Source organism: Marinobacter nauticus (genome assembly GCF_003634635.1).
In the GTDB taxonomy this organism is placed as follows: Bacteria; Pseudomonadota; Gammaproteobacteria; order Pseudomonadales; family Oleiphilaceae; genus Marinobacter; species Marinobacter nauticus.
Genome location: NZ_RBJB01000006.1, coordinates 139578 through 159049, shown reverse-complemented (window position 1 = coordinate 159049; position 19472 = coordinate 139578). Strand labels below are relative to the sequence as shown.

Genomic DNA, 19472 nt, shown 5'->3' with positions numbered 1-19472 from the left:
TTTTTTGTTACGGACTTGCAAAATCTCCGTGAAATCAATCAAAAATCCGTAGAGTTACGTTCGGTTTCTCGACTACTATGTAAGTCAGTGTAAAAAGTCGGCGATATTTTAAGCGTTTCTACGCTTGGCTATCGTGGCAAAGAACGTTCGTCTTAAAGGAAGTCATGACCCTGAGCTCCGTTGTAAACCGAGTCTCCCGCTTGTTTGCGCGGGCAGACAGCAGAACCCCGGTCTGTCTTGAGGTCCGCCCTGACGGCATCGCCTGGGCCAAGGGCTCCGATGGGGTGTGGGCCGGCAGAGGGTTTGTCGATTGTTTGCCGGCCAAGCGTCGCGAAGCGCTCGAGTCTCTCGTTAACGAACAGGGCTGGGCGGGAGCCCCGGCGGTCGTGGTGTTGCCCATCGATCAATACCAGGTTTTCCAGGTGGAACGCCCTGAGGGTATAGAAGACAACGAACTGGCCGATGCCCTGAAGTGGAAGTTGAAAGATTTTCTGGATTTCAGCCCTTCCGATGCGGTTTCTGATGTTTTTGCCTTTCCGGAAGAGGCGTCACGTGGGCGCGGGCCCCTGGTGAACGTAGTTACGGCTCGCAAGTCACTGGTGCAGGAGCTGATGGCACTGGTTGACGGAGGCGGCCTGGAACTGGTGCGGGTGGATATTGCTGAACTTGCACTGCGAAACCTGGCCTCTCGTATGGACACCGCGAACCGTGGTGTGGCGCTGGTCCACCTGCGCGAACGATATGGGCAGATGGTTGTCTGCCGAGGCGATACGCTGTATCTGTCCCGGCGGCTGGACGTGTCCTACGACGATCTGCGGGATGCCGGCCGACAGGAAAACGCGGTGCAGTCCCTCGCCCTGGAGATTCAGCGCTCCATGGATTATTTCGAGAGCCAGTTGGGCCAGGTGCCGCCCGCCACGATCCGCCTGGTGGCGAGAGACTCGGTGCTGCCGCTTACCTCCATGTTGTCGTCCTATGTGGCCGCCTCGATTGAAACTGTCGCCTGGCCGGAGTTTGGACTGGAGCAGGATCTGGATAGCCGGTGTCTTACTGCCTGGAGTGCGGGCCTGGCCGTAGGGGAGACTCATTAATGCGGCAGCAGGTCAATCTTTATACCGCCGAGCTGCGGCCAAGCAAACAAAAGCTGAATGCCACGTCGGCACTGATGGCGCTGGCACTGGTGATTGTGGTGGTTGCCGGGCTTGCCGGCCTGGTTCGTTACCAGAATCAGCAACTGGAGGCTCAGGCTCTGGCCGTAGAGCGGCAAAACAACCAGTTGGAGCAGGTGGTCGCCCGGCTGCAGGATGAGGTTCGGGCTCGTCAGCCGGACCCGGATCTGGAAGCGGCTCTGGCAAGGGTCACGGAAACGATCAGCCGCCGACAACGACTGCTGGGTCGAATCGAAACCCTGGCCATAAGTGGTCATTCCGGATTTTCCGGAAGGTTGTCTGCGTTGGCCCGGCAAGTGCCAGACAATCTCTGGCTGACCGGGATTCGGCTGGAGTCTTTCCCCGCTACCCTGACGCTTAAGGGCCAGACCCGGTCTGCCGACTTGGTGCCCCGTTATCTCGAACGCCTGGGCGAAGAGCCGGCGTTTATTGGTGAAACCTTCTCTGATTTCCGGATCTCGCGCCCGGATGGAGAGGCAGCGCGCCAGTGGGTCAACTTTCAGATTGCCACCGAAAACAACGGGGACACAGGCTTATGAGCGTGTTGAAATCCCGATGGGCTGACGGCTGCCAATGGTATAACGACCGGCCGATTCGTGAGCGGGTTCTGGTACTGCTAACGGTGTGCGTGGTGGTGTTTGTTGTTGGCTGGGAACTGCTGGTTGCGCCTGCTGAAGCCCGGAAAAGTCAGCTAAGCAGCCAGTTTCAGGCAGCGCTAACCACACGGGATGCTTTGCTGAGCCAGCAGGAAAGCCTTGATGGACAGCTTGCCAGTGATCCTTCCACCGAGCTGCGGGAAAGGCTTGCAGCGCAGGAAAACCGGCTAAGCAGCCTGAATGAGCAGATTGCTGAAACCACTGGTCAGTTGATTGCACCCCGGGACATGGTGGTTCTGTTAAGAGAAATGCTTGCTGCGCAACAGGGCCTGAAACTGGACTCCATGGAATTGTTGGCTCCGGAGCCGGTGTATGACGAACCGGACACGGCGAATGCTGCCGTCGGTAACGACAAGCCAAAACCCGAGCCGTTGTTGTACACGCACGACGTGGAAATGACCGTGCGCGGCGGCTATCTGGACGTGTTGAACTATCTTGAGCGCCTGGAAGCCATGGATGAACGGCTGGGCTGGTCGCGACTTGAGTATGATGTGGGCACCTGGCCGGACGGCCAGGCCACTATTCGGGTGCGCACGCTAAGCCTGGAGCCTGCGTGGTTGGGGGTGTGATGTGAGCTGGCAAATTGTTGGTACTGCCGTGATCGTGATGGCCGCCGCCGCGGCCTTGCCAGCGCAGGCGTTGCAGGACCCCACCAGGCCGCCGGGTATTCAGAGCCGGGCTGTAGCTGCAATGCCGCCGCGACCCCTGGAGCTTGGCTCCATTGTCCATGGCTCCGACCGACGAGTGGCGGTGATTGAAGGCGTTGCCCTGACAGAGGGTGAGAGCCACGACGGTATTCGCGTGCGCCGGATCTATCGAGACCGTGTTGAAATCCTGGATAACGGACAACATCGGGTGCTCTACCCGGAAACCCTTCCGCAGGTGCGGAGAACCCAATGAAAGACAAGCGGACACCAATGAATGCATTCAGACCGAAGGCCCAGACGGCGCTCGTAGTTGCGCTCTCCCTATTCATGGCGGCCTGTAGCAACAATCCGTTAATGCGCACCTCGGCGGCGACCTCTTCGGATGTGGCTGACGAAATCGATCGAACCCTGGAACAGGCTGAACAGAGTCAGCGCATAGCCAGTAACGTGAGTGCGGTGCCTGCGCCATCGGCTGCCGATATCAGCAGCCAGTTGTTGCCGCCTCTGAGTAGCAGCCCGCAACAGGATGAGCGCTTCGATGTGAACGCCTCGGATGTTCCGGCCAGTAGTTTTTTTGAGGCACTGGTTGCCGGCACCCGCTATAACGTGGTGGTTCGCCCGGATGTGGCCACGACGGTCAGTCTTCGACTGAGCGATGTGACCGTTCCTGAAGTCATGGACATAGCGGCAGACCTGTATGGCCTGGATATTACCCGTGCTGGTCGGCTATATCGGGTGGCGGCCGATCAGGTTCAGACCCGCCTGTTCCCCATCGATTATCTGCACTTCAAGCGCCGTGGCGGCTCGGAAACCCGTGTTAGTTCCGGGCAGGTCAGCAGTTCCCGAAGCAATAGAGAGGGGGCTGGCAGCAACGATAACAATGAAGACAATGAAACCCGCAATCTGGTCGGTACCACGATATCTACTCAGACCGAATCGGATTTCTGGAGTGATATCCGCGACGCCCTGAACATGATCGTGGGCGGGAATAAAGGGCAGGTTGTGGTGAATCCGGGAGCAGGGCTGGTTATGGTCCGGGCTGGCGCCGACGATCTGAGGCTGGTGGAGAGCTATTTGCGCAAAACCGAGCTGATTATGCAGCGCCAGGTTGTGCTCGAGGCCAAGATTCTGGAAGTGGGGCTGAACGAGGGATACCAGCAGGGTATCGACTGGAATGATGTACAGAGCTCTGCGGGGCGGGCCGACTACTTCACCAGCCAGTCACTTGGTGGTCAGCAAATTCGGACTCCAGACATCGGCGGGCTTTTCTCGGCAACGGTCAGTGCCGGGGATTTCACCGGGTTGATTGAACTGCTTGGCCAGCAGGGCAATGTGCAGATCCTGTCGAGCCCGAGAATTTCCACGGTTAACAATCAAAAGGCCGTGATCAAAGTCGGCACCGATGAGTTCTTCGTCACCGACATTGATTTTGATGACAACAATTCTGCCGTTACCGCCACCGACAGCACTTCAACCTCAGTCGAGCTAACGCCGTTCTTTTCCGGTATCTCTCTGGATGTGACGCCACAGATTGCCGAAGACGGCGCCATTACCCTGCATGTGCATCCGTCCGTGAGTGAAGTGGCGGATCAGGAAAAGGTGATCACCATTGGCGAGCGCGATGTCACCCTGCCATTGGCCCGCAGCACAGTTCGCGAAACCGACAGCGTCATCCGGGCCGAAAGTGGCCAGATTGTGGTGATTGGCGGTCTGATCCAGAACAGCAGCGAAGACAACAATTCTGCAGTGCCTTTCTTCAGCGAGATTCCACTACTGGGCGAGCTGTTCAAACAGCGCAATTTTGAATCCCGCAAGAGCGAACTGGTTATCCTGTTGCGTCCGGTTGTCGCCAATGCCGGCCAGATGCAGGCCGACGTCAGTGCCTCCCGTGAGCGCATGAATGTATTGCGGGAGCTGCTGAATTCGTCTGAATCCGTCAAGCCACAACCGGAGACTGCGCCGCGCTGATGTATCAGAGCCACTTCGGACTGCAGGAAGCACCGTTTGCATTGACGCCCAACACCCGCTACTTCCTGCGGGCGCCCAGCCATTCCGATGCCCTGGAGCTTTTGCTGGTGGCGCTGAGGCAGCGGGAAGGCTTTATCAAGGTGACCGGGGAAGTCGGCACCGGTAAGACCCTGCTGTGCCGCCTGTTGCTGAATGAACTCGATAAAGAAGCCTGCACGGCCTACGTGCCCAACCCGAACCTTCCGCCGGATACGCTCTACGAGGCCGTGGCGGAGGAGCTGGGTGTGGATGTGGCGGTGTGCGCCAACGTGCATCAGATCCTCAAGGCCCTGAACGAGAAACTGATTGCTCTGGCCATGGAACAGAAGCCGGTGGTGCTGGTGATTGACGAAGCCCAGGCCATGCCGGAAGAAACCATCGAAGCCCTGCGCCTGCTGACCAACCTGGAAACCGAAAGCTCCCGGCTGCTGCAGATTGTGCTGTTCGGTCAGCCGGAGCTGGACACGACCCTGAGCAAGGACAGTCTGCGCCAGTTGCGCCAGCGCATTACCTTCCAGACCCGGCTGCAGCCCCTGAGCCGGGATTCGGTAAGCCAGTATCTTCGGCACCGGCTCTCCCAGGCGGGGTATAACGGCTCTGACCTGTTCGCGCCAGCTGCTCTTAGAGTGATCTGGCGGGCGTCGGGAGGTATTCCAAGGCTGGTGAACGTGCTGGCTCACAAGGCCATGCTGGCAGCCTGGGGGCAGGGGGATCGACTGGTCAGCCGAAGACACGCACTGCTGGCCGTCAGGGATACCGAAAGTGCCCGTTCCCTCGGACTGTTCGGGAGGTGGTTATGAGCCTGCTGAACGATGCCCTGAGGGCGGCCGAACAGCGGCAGCAACAGCCGCAGGTGTCGGCGGTCTATACCGGTAACAGCACAACAGCTGGTACGGAACCCGGTGGAAAAACCGCTTTCCTGGTCGTTCTTGTGAGCATCCTGGTGCTCGGCGTTGGCGCAGCGTGGTGGTTTATTTCGAAAGGCGAGACGGTTGCCCTAGCGCTTACTGAAGCCGATGTGACGCCAGCACCTGCACCTGAAGATCTTCTCGAAACTCAGACTGTGGCGCAGTTCCGGCCGAATACTGAGGCGGCGAGTTCTTCCGCGGTTACACCCCCTGAAACAGTAGCCAGACCTGTTCTTGAACCGATGGTGACGGCTGAGCCTGCTGTAGCCCCAGAGTCGGCCACTATCGAAACGGTTGAGGAACCGGTCCGGCACCTGGCAGAGCCGACTGAACAACAGGAGCCGGCCAAACCCGAGGTGGCCGTAGCAGAAAAAGCCAGCGCGGTGGAGCCTGAGCCGGCTGTCGCCATTGCTGAGCCTGAACCTGCGGCAACGCCGGCCCGGACATCCGTGAAACAGCCCCGGGAAACTCCGGAAGCGATCGACCTGCGCACCAGCCGTGAGCTGGCCAGGCTGTTGTCTTCAGGTCGCATTGTTGAGGCCGAGCAGTTGCTGGCCTCGCTGACTGAAAGCCAACCGGCACCGAACAGCCGGGAAGTGGTTACCCGTGACCTGCTGGTGCAGGGAAAAACAGAACGGGCGCTTGGCTGGCTGCCGACTGAGGTGACTGACGATTACGCCGGCCTGCGCCTGCTCCGGGCCAGAGCTTTACTGGAGCTGGGGCAGCTTGAGCAGGCGGTGGCCACGTTGTCTACCCGGGTGCCGGCTGTGGCTGACCAGCCAGAGTACCGCATCACGCTGGCTACCTTGTTGCAACAGGCGGGCCAGACGGAGGCCTCTGCCGGCCACTGGGCGGAACTCATTGCCTACGACGACAGTCGCCCTGCCTGGTGGCTGGGCCTGGCCATTGCTTTGGAAACCGGAGGGCGCAGCCGCAGTGCGGTGCAGGCCTATGCCCAGGCTGCAGCCTTACCGGGACTGTCTCCGGCGCTGGCGGACTACGCCCGTGAACGCTTGAATGCATTGCAGGCAGGATCATGACCACAGAACCGAAGAAAAAAATTCGCATAGGTGACCTGCTGGTCCAGAACGACGTCATCACCGAACAGCAACTGATGACGGCGCTGCGGGAGCAGAAGAACACCGGCCGGAAACTGGGCCGCACCCTGATTGATCTGGGCTATGTGGATGAGGATAACCTGCTCAACATCCTCTCCCGCCAATTGGAGGTGCCGTTCGTTCAACTGCGCCACTACCAGTTCAACAACGAACTGGTAAAGAAGTTGCCTGAGGCCCTCGCGCGCCGGTTCCGGGCAATTGTACTGGCGGAGCAGGGGGGCGAGTTGCTGGTGGGAATGGCCGACCCGCTGGATATTTTTGCCTACGACGAACTGGTGCGGGTGCTCAAACAACCCATCAAACAGGCGGTTGTGCGGGAAAGCGAACTGCTTAACACGCTGGACCTGGTATACCGCCGTACCGACGAGATTGCCTCGCTGGCCGAGGAGCTGGAAGACGAACTGGGCGATGACGCCTTCGACCTGGCGGATCTGTCTGCCGAATCCGAAAGCGCCGATGCCCCGGTGGTCAAACTATTGCAGACCCTGTTTGAAGACGCCGTACAGGCCCGGAGTTCGGATATCCATATCGAGCCGGATGAGTCGGTGGTGCGTATCCGACAGCGGGTGGATGGTGTGCTTCAGGAACAGGTGATGAAGGAAAAGCGCGTGAACGCGGCGCTGGTCCTGCGTCTGAAACTGATGGCGGGCCTGAACATTTCCGAGAAGCGGTTGCCGCAGGATGGCCGTTTCAACGTGCGGGTAAAAGGTCGCAGTATCGATGTGCGGGTATCCACCATGCCCGTGCAGTACGGTGAATCGGTGGTTATGCGTTTGTTGGATCAGAGCCAGGGCATGCTGGACCTTCGGGGCACCGGCATGCCGCCGCACTTGCTGGAGCGTTTCCGCAAGCTGATCAAGAAACCGCACGGCATGATTCTGGTAACCGGCCCTACCGGCAGCGGTAAAACCACGACCCTGTATGGCGCGCTGACCGAGCTGAACAAACCCGAAGTCAAGATCATCACCGCTGAAGACCCGGTGGAATACCGGTTGCCACGGATTACCCAGGTTCAGGTGAATCCAAAAATCGGACTGGAATTTGCCAACGTGTTGCGCGCCTCCCTGCGCCAGGACCCGGATATCATTCTGGTGGGTGAAATGCGCGACCACGAAACCGTCGAGATTGGTTTGCGTGCCGCCATGACCGGCCACTTGGTGCTGTCCACCTTGCACACCAACGATTCCATCAGCAGTGCCATGCGCCTGATTGATATGGGGGCAGAGCCCTTCCTGGTGGCCAGTTCACTGTTGGGCGTGGTGGCTCAGCGCCTGGTACGGCGGGTATGCGACAACTGCAAAGAGCCCTACCAGCCCACCGAACAGGAGCTGATCTGGCTGCAGGCCTTTGACCTGGATCCGCTGGATATTGAAGCCGGCTTTATCCACGGCAAGGGCTGCTATCAGTGCAGCAACACCGGCTATAAGGGCCGGCTTGGCGTCTACGAAATGCTGGAAATGGACGAGGACATGCTGGATGCGCTGCGCCGCAAGGATGTCTCTGACTTTACTCGGGCCGCCCGCCGAAGCCCCATCTACCGGCCTTTGGGGCAGTGCGCCATGGACTATGCTCTGCAGGGGGTGACCTCGTTGCAGGAAGTGGCACGAGTAGCGGCCACCTCGGAAGCCGACATGTCGGTGGATGCCGACGATCTGGGCGGCGATACCGCCATAGGAGTGGATAGCTGATGCAGTTCAGTTACCGGGGCAAGGACAACCGGGGCGTTGTCCAGCAAGGTTCTCTGACCGCCGCCAATCCGGACGCGGCAGCCAGCGAACTGATGCGCCGTGGTATTACGCCGCTGAGCATTCGCGAACAGGAAGATACCTCGTCGGCACTGGACAAACTGAACCAGCTGCCGCTGTTTCGCAAAGCCGTCACGCTGGATGAACTGATTGTGTTCTGCCGCCAGATGCACGCGCTGACCAAAGCCGGTATCCCGTTGATTCGCACCATGCGCGGTCTGGCAGAAACCACGCGCTCGCCGGTGCTGGCGGAGGTGCTGGAGGACATTACCAACCGCCTGGAAGGTGGCACCACCATGGCCACAGCCATGCAGGCGCACCCGAAAGTGTTCTCCGAACTGTTCATCGCCATGATCCACGTGGGGGAGAACACCGGGATGCTGGACGACTCGTTCAAGCGTCTGTCGGAGATTCTGGAGCTGGAACGGGACACCAAACGACGGGTAAAACAAGCACTGCGCTACCCGACGTTCGTGGTCATCGCACTGCTGGCGGCGCTGATGGTGGTGAACTTCCTGGTCATTCCGCGCTTTGCCTCGGTGTTTGCCAAGCTGGGTGCAGACCTGCCGTTCCTGACACAGGTACTGGTCGGAACCTCGAATTTTCTGCTGGGATACTGGCCCTTAATGCTGTTTGCGGTGGCTGCCGGTGCTGTGCTGATTCGCCAGTGGAAGCGGACCGAGCAGGGACGGCTGATGTGGGATCGCTACAAGCTGAAGCTGCCCATCATCGGCCCCCTGTTGGAGTTGATTACCCTCAGCCGTTTTGCCCGTAACTTTGCCACCATGCTCAAGGCGGGCATGCCGGTTACCCATGCTCTGACGGTAGTGGCCGACGCCACCGACAACGCCTGGATCGGCAGCCACATCAAAGACATGCGGCTTGGTATTGAACGGGGTGAAAGCCTGCTTCGAACCGCGCGGCACAGCGAGATGTTCACGCCTCTGATCCTGCAGATGATCGCGGTAGGTGAGGAAACCGGTTCGGTGGATGACATGCTCAATAACGTCGCCGATTTCTACGACGAAGATGTGGACTATGGCCTGAAACGGCTGGCGGAATCCATCGAGCCGATCCTGATTGTGGCTATGGGGGTACTGGTACTGATTCTGGCGCTGGGGGTCTTCCTGCCGATCTGGGACCTGGGGGCCGCCGCCATGGGGCGGGGCTAGGTGCAGGGTCCACGTTGGTCTTCTGCCGACGGCCTGGCCAATAGCCGGCGAATGCGGATGCTGACGGCCCTGGTGGTGTTGTTTGTGCTTTGGTGGGTGCTGCTGGGCAGGTTGGACAGAGAGCTGCAGCGGGTGGAAGAGCAAAGCGTGGCCATGGTGCTGACGCAGCTGCGCTCTGCCCTGGTGATTAAAGGTGCGGAAGCCATGCTGAGCCGGGATCAGGCCCTGGCCAGCCTGGAAGGCCGTAACCCCTTCAACTGGCTCGACCACCAATGGCCCCGTTATAAGGGCGGTTGTGGCGGGAATGAGCCGGACTCCGGCAGCTGGTGTTTTGCAAACCAGCAACAAAATGAAACAGGCGAATCGGCCAGGGGTTGGTTAATTTATAAACCGAAGCAGCCGATAACCATAGAAGGCAAGCGCGTGAAACCCGAACAGCCGATCGCCTGGCGAGTGATAAGCGAATTTGCTGACCGCAACCGGAATAACCTGCGGGAGCAAGACGAACGGCTCACCGGCCTGTCCCTGAGGCCGGTACCGTTCCAGCACACCACAGTGAACCGGCAGGACGCCAGGCGCTGAATGGCCAACACGATTGAACCGGCAAGAGGCTGACGAATGAGGCAGTACAACAGCACACAGAAGCAAAAAGGTTTCACCCTGATTGAGCTGGTGGTGGTGATTTCCATCCTGGCTATCCTGGCGGCGTTTGCGCTGCCGCGGTTTGCACAGCTTTCTGAGCAGGCGCACCAGTCGAGTATCAAGGGTACTGCTGGGGCGCTGAGTGCGGGCGTTGCGCTGGCGAAAGCTCAATGGGTGACAAATGGCTTCACCACTGCCACCGAAGACCTGGCTGGCTTTGGTGACGAGACGGTTAATATTTCCGCGAATGGCTGGCCTGTTTCCGCTGGAAGCCAGACATATACTGGTCCGGCGAATGGCGACAATGTCACCATGACAGATGATCGATGCGTGAACGTTTGGGAAGCGTTACTGCAGGCAAATGCGCCCGACGTTGCCGCTTCAGGAACCGGTGTGGATTATCTCGCCAGTGGATCCGGCAGCCTATGCACCTACACCTACCAGCTTGACAACCAAAGCAGCAGCATCGAGTACAATGCTGCCAACGGCGAAATTACGACAACCATTAACTGATAAACGCAGATATCTACACGCAATAAACGGAGTAATAGGATGAATTCAATGACAGCAATCGCAGCACGTAAAGAGAAAGGTTTCACCCTGATCGAACTGGTTATGGTGATTGTGATTCTGGGCATTCTGGCGGCGTTTGCTTTGCCAAGGTTTGCTGATTTTGGTACCGACGCGAAGGCGGCCGCAATTAATGGGGCAGCAGGGTCTGTTCGTTCGGCCGCCTCAATCGCACATGCAAGATGGGTAGCGGACGGGAATTCGGCTGCTAGTGTGAATCTCGACGGTGTAGCTGTTGATATGGATACGACTAACGGATATCCAACCGCTACCACCGGGGGGGTTGATGTCGCGGCGCAGCTGAGCGACGAATTCCAGGTTGGAACGGAAGCATCCAACGTGGTTACGATTTCTCTTCTGGAGTCAGACGGTACCACCGTTGTTCCCAACTGTAGCTTCAGCTATTCAGAACTGACGGGGCTGGTTTCATCATTAGATGACACCTGCGAATAAACGGCAAGAACTTGGGGCGACGTGGTCTAGGCTCACAGCTTTTCAGCGCGGTCCTGAGTTAGCCCACGACGGTGCCGGTGATCATATGCGACGGAGAGTATCTGGTTGTGAGTCGGGGTTCACTTTAGTCGAGCTGGTGACCGTCATCATCCTGATTGGTGTACTCTCCGCCCTAGGTATTGGCCTGTTCGCCAGGAGCTCGGCCTTCTCCCCTTTGCTGGCCACCCAGCAACTGGAATCCGCCACGCTGCTTGCCCAGCAGGCAGCGCTGGCGGGTAACACCACCCAGAACACGCTGACCGTGACATCGACCTCCAGCGAATTTCTGCTCACCGTGGGCTCACGGGAGCCTTTCCGGATTGACAGCGGAGGGACATCTCTGTCGGTCACCGGCGCCACCTTTCCCATTACTTTTGATCATTACGGCCGTCCGCAAACCTCGGGCAATACCGTTCAGTTCACCTTTTCCGGCGAATCCACTTTCCGGGTTTGCCTGAGCCCACTTGGGGCGATTTACCGGGGGCCGTGCTGATGCTTGTCCAACGTGGAGCCACTCTGGTGGAACTGGTCATGGCCATCGTGATTATCAGTGTTGCCATTGCCGGTGTCGTCGGGGCATTCTCCCTGATTGCCGGGCGCAGTGCCGATCCGCTTAACCAGACCCGGGCAATTGCCTTGGCACAGTTCTACATGGATGAGGTGCTGTCGCGGAAGTATGATGACAAGACTTTGCCGGGGGGCGTTCCAAAGGAAGTTGGCTGCACGATCGACACGGAAGAGTCACAGCGTGAGGATTACGACGATGTGGATGACTACAACGCGATCAACAACGCATTGCCTGCCAATGCGCAGGGCGGCTCCCTTGGCAGCCAATACTCCGGCTTTCAGGTTTCCATCACTGTAACCTGTGCGGGCACCGAAGTAGGGCTGCCCTCCGATGAGGCCAAGCGGATCGATATCACCATCACCGATCCCTCTGCCAACGACTACCGCTTCACCGCCTACCGAGCGAATTACTGATGCGCCGGGCAGCAGGATTCACGTTGGTTGAGCTGGTCATTGTCATCGTACTTTTGGCCATCGTGGCGACCATTTCCGTGCAGTTCGTCGCCCTCTCCACCCGTGGTGCGATTGACGTTAGCGCCCGACAGCAGCGCGCTTTGCAGGGCGTGGTGATCAGTGAACAGATAAGCCGGGAGCTTCGGGAAGCCTTCCCGTTATCCATTCGCGTTGCGGGCAATTGTCTGGAATGGCTGCCAATTGAGGCCGGCACGGCCTACACCGATCTTCCCGATGGCGGCAACACGATCGCCGTAGCACCGTTTGCCAATACGCCCCCCAATGGATCTACCCGGGCGGTGGTCTATGGTTATGGCATCTCTGCGGATTCACTCTATGGCAGTGCCAGTCCGGGACCAGTATCGCCAACCATCGCCAGTATCGACAATTCAGTTTCTCCAGCTCAGATTAACCTTGGCGCCAATCATCGTTTCGGGGAACGGTCACCGCAGCGGCGGCTCTTCGTGGTGGCGCAGCCTGTCAGCCTCTGCCAGAGTGGTCGGTTTTTATACCGCTACAGTGGTTATGCCCCATCGACCACACAGCCAACTCCCCCGTCGGTGACGCCCCAGATTCTATCGGCCAATCTTGCCGGTACGGTCCAGTTCCAATACACACCACCCAGTTTTCGGCGTGCGGCAGTCGTGCAGTTCACCTTTACTTTGAAGGACCCCCAGGGTGATGAGACCACCACGGTTAGCCAGGAGGTTCAGATCCGCAATGTACCCTGATTCTTATCCCGGCCGGGAGGCCGGTGCAGGTCTCCCGGTGGCGCTGTTTATTATTACGGTACTGGCCCTGCTGGTAGTGGGCATGGCGCAGCTGCAGGAGAGTACCGGGCAGTCGGTAAGCCTGCAGATACAGTCCCAGCGAGCGTTCTTCGCGGCGGAAAGTGGCGCCCAGGTGGCCGTCAGGGATGTGCTGGAGGGCGGCAGCTGCAGTGCGGTGAACGCATCATTGAGTTTTACTGTTTCGGCCCTGAACGGCTGCAGTGCGTCGGTAACCTGCGCCTCGATAGCTGCCGATATCAAAGGCCCCGGAGGCGATACGGTGTTTTCAATTAAAAGCACGGGGCAATGTGGCAATGGTCCGGATCAGGCCATACGGATAGTGGAGGTTCGCACCCGATGAATAGGGCCATGTCACGGACGTTGATTAAAGCTCAAAGCTTGTTGCTTTTGGCGTTGCTGTTTTCACTTGTCTCCTTAACGCTCCAGGCACAACAGGTTGTGGAGTTCGATTCTCCTGGTAATGGTTCGTTTACGGTTCCGGCCAACGTTCGATCCATCACGGTTGAGGTTTGGGGTGGTGGTGGTAGTGGTGGGTCGGTTTCCCGGCCTCTCTTCGGAGGCGGTGTGGAGGCTGGTGGCGGTGGCGGAGGAGCGTATGCTTCCCGGTCGTTCGGGGTTTCAGTTGGCCAGACTTTTGCCTATCGTGTTGGTTCCGGCGGAAGCAATTCGGCCGCAGGCGACAGCTCTTGGTTTGGCAGTCCGTCAACACTGCTCGCACAGGGTGGTGCTGGCGTAAGCATTAACAATACTTCGGGCGGCGCTGGTGGAAGTGCGGTTTCGAGTGTCGGTGATGCAGTATTCAGTGGTGGTCGAGGTGCCAACGCCCGTGGAGATGGTGGTGGCGGTGGTGGTTCCGCAGGCTCTGGTTCTGCGGGAAACGATGGCGCGGGCAGTACGGGCGGGAGCGAAGTGGCTGGAGGCGGGGCCGGCGGCAACGGCAGTTCCGGTGGAAGCGGGGCGCCGGGTAGTGTGCCCGGTGGGGGTGGAGGTGGTGCCGCCTGCAGTTTTCTAGTCTGTTTGTCGGCAAATGGTGGTGCAGGAGCATCCGGACGAGTGCGAATCACCTACACCTTTGAAGACCCTAAACCGGCAATCTGTTTCAGCGAAGAGTTCTCTGGGGGGGCTCTCAATACCAATGACTGGGCAACCTCCGTCTCCAGGGGGAGTTTCAGGCCTGGCATTGTTGGTGGCAGGCTGAGGCTGACTGAGGCTGTAGGGAACCAGGCGACAGCAGTCAGTTTACAGCGCTTGTTCCCCGGTGCAGATAACCTTATCCAGGTCGAATTTGACTACTACGCCTACGATGGCAATGGCGCCGATGGCGTCGCGATCGTTTTCTCTGATGCGTCGATCACACCGCAGGCGGGTGGTTATGGCGGTTCGCTCGGCTATGCACAGGAGCCAGACAGAACCGGGGGCTTCGCTGGCGGTTGGCTTGGCATAGGTATTGACGAGTACGGCAACTATTCGAACTGGAGCGAGGGTCGTCAGGGCGGCAAACGTGGACGAACGCCCGACTCGGTGGCAGTGCGCGGCGCCGAAGATTTGGATTACCAGTACATCGCAGGCTCCGATGCCTTGTCTCCCGGCATTGATGCGACCGGCAGGAATGCACCTCACCGTTACCGGATAACCATCGACTCACGAGGCGCTCTCCCTGTTCTCCTGGTTGAGAGAGACACCACTGCCACGGGCACCGACTATCAGGAGATCATCTCGGTAACGCTCACTGGCCAGCAAGCGGATGTTCCGGAGAACCTGTTCTTTTCCCTGACCGGCTCCACGGGTGGCTCGACCAATATCCATGAGCTTGATGGTCTGGAAATCTGCGCAGACAAGGTGGGCGAAATTCAGCGACGAGTGGATCACTTCGAGATCATTCACAGTGGCAGTGGCCTGACCTGTAAGCCTGAAGCCGTGAGAATTCGCGCCTGCGACGACCCGGCCTGCAACGCTTTCTTCCCTGATCCTGTGGAAGTGACGTTGTCTCCGTCTGGCTGGGTAGGGGGAAACACCTTCACCATGACTGGTGAGACTACTCGTTCGTTGGCGATTACCTCGCCCGGCACCGTTACTTTGGGAGTTCCTTCGTCGGATCCCGGTACGGTGGCGTTTTCGCAGACTCTCTGTGATGACGGTTCCGGCACGTTGACGGCCGGTCAGTGTGAGATGACGTTCTTTGATTCGGGATTTGATATTACGGTGCCGGATCACATTGCGGATACCGTTGTCACAGCCCGTATCGCGGCGGTGCGGAAGGATGACAGCACCCAGCGTTGTGTTCCCGGTTTTGACGAGGAAACGAAAGATATTGCGCTTTGGTCTTCCTACATCAACCCGTCTTCTGGTAGTCAGAGTGTGATATTGGATGAGGATGGCCGCGAATTACCTTCCTTCGTCTCCGGTACCAAGCCACTGTTCTTTGATGCCAATGGCCTGGCAACGGTGAGTATTCGATACCCCGATGTCGGGAGGGTCCGTCTCAATGCCCGTTACCAAGGCTCTGGCGATGATGCAGGCCTGGAAATGCTTGGCGATGGTGAATTCGTTGCCCGCCCGGATCATTTCCAACTGACGATTCCGGGTAATCCGGCGGCGACCTCAGTTCAGGACGACAATGCGTTTGTAGCCGCCGGCGATGATTTCGAGGTTCGGGTTTCGTCTGTTAATGCCAGCGGCAACGTGACGCCAAATTTTGGCCAGGAAACGCCCGCTGAAGACGTAGTGCTGGAGGCGTCTCTCGAAGCGCCATCGGGTGGAGACAGTCCCGCACTTTCCGGCTCTTTCGGCGACTTTGCTCAGGACTGTAACGGCGCCGCGGCCGCAGGCGGCATTGCCTGCGGTCAGTTCCAGTGGCCAGAGGTGGGCATCATCAGCATTACTCCTGAGCTGGCCAGTGGTGGTTATCTGGGCACAGCTGATGTCATTGGTAACGCGGTCAGTCATGTAGGACGTTTCATCCCCGATCGTTTTGGCGTCACGATTACGGAGCCGGGTGAGATCGAGGCTTATTGCGACATTTCTACCGCATTCTCCTATATCGGCAAACCGTTTGAATGGCTCAGCGGCGCCGAACCCACGCTGTTGGTGGAGGCCCTGAATGTCGGGGGAACCGTGACACGGAATTATACTCTGGGTGATTTTCTGCGGTTGTCGCCGGGCAGCCTTGTGCGAACGCCAGCAGCAGCCGATAACAGTGGTCTGGATGCCAACGGCGCTCCCTTTCCTGTCAGCACGAGCCTCGCCAATCCGACTCTGTCCGTGATCGGGCGAGGCCAGTTGCAATATCGGTTCTCTTCATCGGATGAGATTACCTATGACAAGACGGTACAGACGCGGGTGGCGCCGTTTACACCGGACTATTCCATTGAACTGACACAGCTGCAGGATGCAGATAGCGTGACAGCGCCGCTGTTGCCAACGAATTTGGCACCCGTTATGAACTTCGAATTGCGATACGGCAGGCTACAACTGGAGAATGTATACGGCCCGGAAACCGTTAATCTGGCAGTGCCGCTCCAGATTGACTATTACACGGCAGCCGGCTTCACCCGGAATCTGGCGGACAGTTGTTGGGGCTACAACACGGGTAGTGTCACTCTGGATCAGTCAGGCCTCTCCGGGGGCAGTACCTCGGTTGTGCCGGTCTCGGGGACGATCGATCTGGGAGGCTCGACCACGGGCAGTGAGGTTGTTCTGTTGGCGCCAGGCGAGCCAAACCGGGGGGACGTCAGGGTCAGTTTTCCGGTGCCGGTCTGGCTACAGGGAGACTATGATGGTGACGGTTCGCTGGGGGACCCGTCAGGGGTGGCCACCTTCGGCGTCTATCGCGGCCACGACCGTATCATTTATTGGCGGGAGGTGACCGAGTGAGGTGAAGGAAGAGTCTTAATCCTCCTCCCCCTCCGGCTGATCCATCCCCAACTCATTGATTTTCCGGGTCAGCGTATTCCGCCCCCAACCCAGCAGAATAGAGGCATCCCGGCGGCGGCCGCCGGTGTGCTTCAGCGCCGTTTCAATCATGATTTTCTCAAACTCGGGCACCGCGGTATCCAGTATGCCTTTCTTGCCACGCTTCAGTTCCTGTTCTGCCCAGTTCCTCAGGCCTTCCTGCCAGGTCAGGCCGGTGGCAGCATGCTCGTTTTCCGCTTGATGCAGCAGTTCCGGGGGCAGGTCATCAATGTGGATCTCCCGGCCACTGGCCATGACGGTCAGCCAGCGGCAGGTGTTTTCCAACTGACGGACGTTGCCGGGCCAGGGCAGGGTGGTGAGGTATTCCTCTGCGTCCGGGCGCAGGATCTTGGGTTCTACTGCCAGCTCTTTGGCTGCTCGCTTGAGGAAGTGCTGCATCAGGCGTGGAATGTCTTCGCGGCGTTCGGCCAGCTTGGGCAGGTGCACGCGAATGACATTCAGGCGGTGGAACAGATCTTCCCGGAAGTTGCCGGCCTGTACCAGTTTTTCCAGGTCTTGATGGGTTGCGGCGATGATGCGCACATCCACTTTGATGGGGGTGGTGCCGCCTACCCGGTAAAACTCGCCATCGGCCAGCACCCGCAGCAGTCGAGTCTGAGTGTCGGCGGGCATGTCGCCGATTTCATCGAGAAACAGGGTGCCTCCGTTGGCCTGTTCAAAGCGGCCCTGGCGGGCAGCGCCGGCGCCAGTGAAGGCGCCTTTTTCGTGGCCGAATAATTCGGATTCAATCAGGTCTTTCGGAATTGCCGCCATGTTCAGGGCGATGAACGGGTTTCGTGCTCTGGGGCTGTGATTGTGCAGGGCCTGGGCTACCAGCTCTTTACCGGTGCCGCTTTCCCCATTAATCAATACGGTGATGTTGGAGTGAGACAGCCGGCCAATGGCCCGGAAAACCTCCTGCATGGCCGGGGCTTCACCGATAATTTCGGTATTGCGTGGTGTAGCATCGGCCTGTGGTTCGCTGGCGGCGCGTTTCTCATGGCTGTGGGCTACGGCCCGCTTTACCAGTGCGACGGCGTCATCCACATCAAAGGGCTTGGGGAGGTATTCGAAGGCGCCGGTCTGGTAGCTGGTCACCGCGCTTTCAAGATCCGAGTGCGCGGTCATGATGATAACCGGCACATCCTGATGCAGTTCTACGATCTGGGAGAGCAGGGTGATTCCATCCACGCCAGGCATCCGGATATCGCTGATGATGGCGTCCGGTTGCTCGTGTTCCAGCCGCATCATGATGCTGTCGCCGCTGTCGAATACACGCGGTTGCATGCCAGCCTGGCTCAGGGCGCGTTCCAGCACCCATCGAATACTTCTGTCATCGTCGATAATCCAGACGTTTGCCGGTTGGCTCATTTGCTGTCCTCCAGAGGCAGGAAGATGATGAAATCGGTTCTTCCGGGCTCACTCTCGCACTCCACCAGCCCCCGATGCTGGCCGATGATGCTTTGGGTAATGGAAAGGCCGAGTCCGGTGCCCGAGGCCCGACCACTGATCATGGGGTAGAAGATGTTCTGCAACAGCTCGGGCGGGATGCCCGGGCCGTTGTCTATAATGTCGACCCGGCACACCAGTCGGTGACGCCGATGGCCGATGGTGAACTGTCGCAAGGCCCGGCTGCGAAAGGTAATCGTGGGCGTTGCTGAGCGCCCGCTTGCGGCTTCGTTTTCGAATGCTGCCTCCATGGCGTTGCGGGCGATGTTCAGGAAGGCCTGGATCAACTGCTCTTTGTCGCCGGGAAATTCGGGGATGCTCGGGTCGTAGTCGCGTCTCAGGCGCACTCGGCCTTTGCTTTCGGCCTCAATAAGAGTACGGACCCGCTCCAGAATTTCGTGGATATTGGTGGGCGCAATCTTCAGGGCTTTGTTCGGGCCGAGCATGCGATCCACCAGGCTGCGCAGACGGTCCGCCTCGTCGATAATCACACGGGTATATTCTCGCTGGTCATCGTCTGAAAGCTCGCGGTCCAGAAGTTGCGCCGCGCCACGGATGCCGCCCAGCGGGTTCTTGATCTCGTGGGCCATGCCCCGCACCAGGATACGCGTGGTCTCCTGTTGCGAGATGATGTCTTCTTCCCGGCTGATACGCATGAGTCTGTCTCGGGGCTGGATCTCGATCAGCAGTTCGGTCGGGTCCAGGCTGATGGGAGTCACCGAGTAATCCACCGTCAGTCTGGCACCGCTGATCAAGGCAAATTCAGCTTCCCGGCGGGTGTAGGACTGGCCGTTCTCCACTGCGGCATGCAGAGTGGTCAGGGCATCCTCGGAATCCACCAGAACCTCCTGTAAGGGGAGGCCATGGCTTCGGGTCATACTGGTTTCAAACAGGCTTTCGGCGGCGGGGTTGAGGTAACGGATAGCCAGATCATCGCCAAGTACCAGTACTGCGGTTGTCAGACTGTCCAGAATACTCTTGTAACTGCTTCCGGATATGGTGACTGGATGGAATGGCATGCGTTGCTTCCGTTCTCGACTCATAGGATGTACCCCTGCGGCTGCAAAAAGCGAACCAGTTTTTTGGCATTGGGTAGCCAATGGGCAAGGATCGGGCAGAACGGGCGCGGTAGCCG

19 protein-coding genes and 1 pseudogene are annotated in these 19472 nt (G+C 58.8%); 18 read left to right on the top strand and 2 right to left on the bottom strand.

Annotated features, from left to right (window positions below; genetic code table 11):
- The first annotated feature begins 164 nt into the window (after positions 1-164).
- The 18 genes and pseudogenes from C7436_RS17150 (at position 165) to C7436_RS17065 (ending at position 16810) form a co-directional block, all read left to right on the top strand.
- Complete coding sequence (locus C7436_RS17150; protein WP_121208580.1) at positions 165-1091, top strand: type IV pilus biogenesis protein PilM; 927 nt, start codon at positions 165-167, stop codon at positions 1089-1091.
- Positions 1091-1708 (top strand): PilN domain-containing protein, encoded by a 618-nt coding sequence (locus C7436_RS17145; protein WP_121208579.1) that lies wholly within the window; start codon positions 1091-1093, stop codon positions 1706-1708. The genes C7436_RS17150 and C7436_RS17145 overlap by 1 nt, the downstream gene beginning before the upstream one ends.
- Positions 1705-2394, top strand: a complete 690-nt coding sequence (locus C7436_RS17140; RefSeq protein ID WP_121208578.1) for an MSHA biogenesis protein MshJ — start codon at positions 1705-1707, stop codon at positions 2392-2394. Before C7436_RS17145 ends, C7436_RS17140 begins: the two co-directional genes overlap by 4 nt.
- 1 nt (position 2395) lies before the next feature.
- Complete coding sequence (locus tag C7436_RS17135) at positions 2396-2725, top strand: hypothetical protein (protein ID WP_114434835.1); 330 nt, start codon at positions 2396-2398, stop codon at positions 2723-2725.
- A 17-nt stretch (positions 2726-2742) separates the two neighbouring features.
- Entirely contained in the window at positions 2743-4440 is a 1698-nt protein-coding gene (gene mshL, locus C7436_RS17130) for a pilus (MSHA type) biogenesis protein MshL (protein ID WP_228198185.1), read from the top strand.
- Positions 4440-5279 (top strand): ExeA family protein, encoded by an 840-nt coding sequence (locus C7436_RS17125; protein ID WP_121208576.1) that lies wholly within the window; start codon positions 4440-4442, stop codon positions 5277-5279. The genes mshL and C7436_RS17125 overlap by 1 nt, the downstream gene beginning before the upstream one ends.
- Positions 5276-6427 carry a tetratricopeptide repeat protein gene (locus C7436_RS17120; RefSeq protein WP_121208575.1) on the top strand — a complete coding sequence of 384 codons (1152 nt, stop codon included), beginning with the start codon at positions 5276-5278 and terminating at the stop codon, positions 6425-6427. The genes C7436_RS17125 and C7436_RS17120 overlap by 4 nt, the downstream gene beginning before the upstream one ends.
- A complete protein-coding gene (locus C7436_RS17115; protein ID WP_121208574.1) occupies positions 6424-8193 on the top strand; it encodes a GspE/PulE family protein in 1770 nt (589 codons plus the stop codon). Before C7436_RS17120 ends, C7436_RS17115 begins: the two co-directional genes overlap by 4 nt.
- Positions 8193-9422, top strand: a complete 1230-nt coding sequence (locus C7436_RS17110) for a type II secretion system F family protein (RefSeq protein WP_121208573.1) — start codon at positions 8193-8195, stop codon at positions 9420-9422. The genes C7436_RS17115 and C7436_RS17110 overlap by 1 nt, the downstream gene beginning before the upstream one ends.
- Positions 9423-10004, top strand: coding sequence for a hypothetical protein (locus tag C7436_RS17105; RefSeq protein ID WP_121208572.1), 582 nt, complete (start codon positions 9423-9425; stop codon positions 10002-10004).
- Between the two features lie 36 nt (positions 10005-10040).
- Positions 10041-10577 (top strand): type II secretion system protein, encoded by a 537-nt coding sequence (locus C7436_RS17100; protein WP_121208571.1) that lies wholly within the window; start codon positions 10041-10043, stop codon positions 10575-10577.
- 39 nt (positions 10578-10616) lie between these two features.
- On the top strand, positions 10617-11087 hold the full coding sequence (locus C7436_RS19060) for a prepilin-type N-terminal cleavage/methylation domain-containing protein (RefSeq protein WP_121208570.1): 471 nt from the start codon (positions 10617-10619) through the stop codon (positions 11085-11087).
- Between the two features lie 85 nt (positions 11088-11172).
- On the top strand, positions 11173-11619 hold the full coding sequence (locus C7436_RS17090; RefSeq protein WP_121208569.1) for a type II secretion system protein: 447 nt from the start codon (positions 11173-11175) through the stop codon (positions 11617-11619).
- A complete protein-coding gene (locus C7436_RS17085; RefSeq protein ID WP_121208568.1) occupies positions 11619-12107 on the top strand; it encodes a type IV pilus modification PilV family protein in 489 nt (162 codons plus the stop codon). The genes C7436_RS17090 and C7436_RS17085 overlap by 1 nt, the downstream gene beginning before the upstream one ends.
- The gene (locus C7436_RS17080; protein ID WP_121208567.1) at positions 12107-12877 is read left to right on the top strand and encodes a PulJ/GspJ family protein; all 771 of its coding nucleotides are present in this window, start codon (positions 12107-12109) and stop codon (positions 12875-12877) included. Before C7436_RS17085 ends, C7436_RS17080 begins: the two co-directional genes overlap by 1 nt.
- On the top strand, positions 12867-13277 hold the full coding sequence (locus C7436_RS17075) for a hypothetical protein (RefSeq protein ID WP_121208566.1): 411 nt from the start codon (positions 12867-12869) through the stop codon (positions 13275-13277). Before C7436_RS17080 ends, C7436_RS17075 begins: the two co-directional genes overlap by 11 nt.
- Positions 13223-13945: pseudogene (locus C7436_RS19130) on the top strand (glycine-rich domain-containing protein); the annotation flags it as partial. The gene C7436_RS17075 and the pseudogene C7436_RS19130, both read left to right, overlap by 55 nt.
- 45 nt (positions 13946-13990) lie before the next feature.
- Positions 13991-16810, top strand: a complete 2820-nt coding sequence (locus C7436_RS17065) for a DUF6701 domain-containing protein (protein WP_121208564.1) — start codon at positions 13991-13993, stop codon at positions 16808-16810.
- A gap of 15 nt (positions 16811-16825) precedes the next feature.
- Here the strand turns inward: C7436_RS17065 and ntrC are convergent, their stop codons facing one another.
- Positions 16826-18259, bottom strand: coding sequence for a nitrogen regulation protein NR(I) (gene ntrC / locus C7436_RS17060; protein ID WP_113880430.1), 1434 nt, complete (start codon positions 18257-18259; stop codon positions 16826-16828).
- Entirely contained in the window at positions 18256-19380 is a 1125-nt protein-coding gene (glnL, locus tag C7436_RS17055; protein WP_011784286.1) for a nitrogen regulation protein NR(II), read from the bottom strand. The genes ntrC and glnL overlap by 4 nt, the downstream gene beginning before the upstream one ends.
- Positions 19381-19472 lie beyond the last annotated feature (92 nt).

Coding starts and splice junctions, on each gene's coding strand:
- C7436_RS17150 (WP_121208580.1), top strand. CDS start 165: ATGACCCTGAGCTCCGTTGTAAACCGAGTCTCCCGCTTGTTTGCGCGG.
- C7436_RS17140 (WP_121208578.1), top strand. CDS start 1,705: ATGAGCGTGTTGAAATCCCGATGGGCTGACGGCTGCCAATGGTATAAC.
- ntrC (WP_113880430.1), bottom strand. CDS start 18,259: ATGAGCCAACCGGCAAACGTCTGGATTATCGACGATGACAGAAGTATT.
- C7436_RS17145 (WP_121208579.1), top strand. CDS start 1,091: ATGCGGCAGCAGGTCAATCTTTATACCGCCGAGCTGCGGCCAAGCAAA.
- C7436_RS17090 (WP_121208569.1), top strand. CDS start 11,173: ATGCGACGGAGAGTATCTGGTTGTGAGTCGGGGTTCACTTTAGTCGAG.
- C7436_RS17115 (WP_121208574.1), top strand. CDS start 6,424: ATGACCACAGAACCGAAGAAAAAAATTCGCATAGGTGACCTGCTGGTC.
- C7436_RS17100 (WP_121208571.1), top strand. CDS start 10,041: ATGAGGCAGTACAACAGCACACAGAAGCAAAAAGGTTTCACCCTGATT.
- C7436_RS17120 (WP_121208575.1), top strand. CDS start 5,276: ATGAGCCTGCTGAACGATGCCCTGAGGGCGGCCGAACAGCGGCAGCAA.
- C7436_RS17075 (WP_121208566.1), top strand. CDS start 12,867: ATGTACCCTGATTCTTATCCCGGCCGGGAGGCCGGTGCAGGTCTCCCG.
- C7436_RS17080 (WP_121208567.1), top strand. CDS start 12,107: ATGCGCCGGGCAGCAGGATTCACGTTGGTTGAGCTGGTCATTGTCATC.
- C7436_RS17110 (WP_121208573.1), top strand. CDS start 8,193: ATGCAGTTCAGTTACCGGGGCAAGGACAACCGGGGCGTTGTCCAGCAA.
- C7436_RS17085 (WP_121208568.1), top strand. CDS start 11,619: ATGCTTGTCCAACGTGGAGCCACTCTGGTGGAACTGGTCATGGCCATC.
- C7436_RS19060 (WP_121208570.1), top strand. CDS start 10,617: ATGAATTCAATGACAGCAATCGCAGCACGTAAAGAGAAAGGTTTCACC.
- glnL (WP_011784286.1), bottom strand. CDS start 19,380: ATGAGTCGAGAACGGAAGCAACGCATGCCATTCCATCCAGTCACCATA.
- mshL (WP_228198185.1), top strand. CDS start 2,743: ATGAATGCATTCAGACCGAAGGCCCAGACGGCGCTCGTAGTTGCGCTC.
- C7436_RS17125 (WP_121208576.1), top strand. CDS start 4,440: ATGTATCAGAGCCACTTCGGACTGCAGGAAGCACCGTTTGCATTGACG.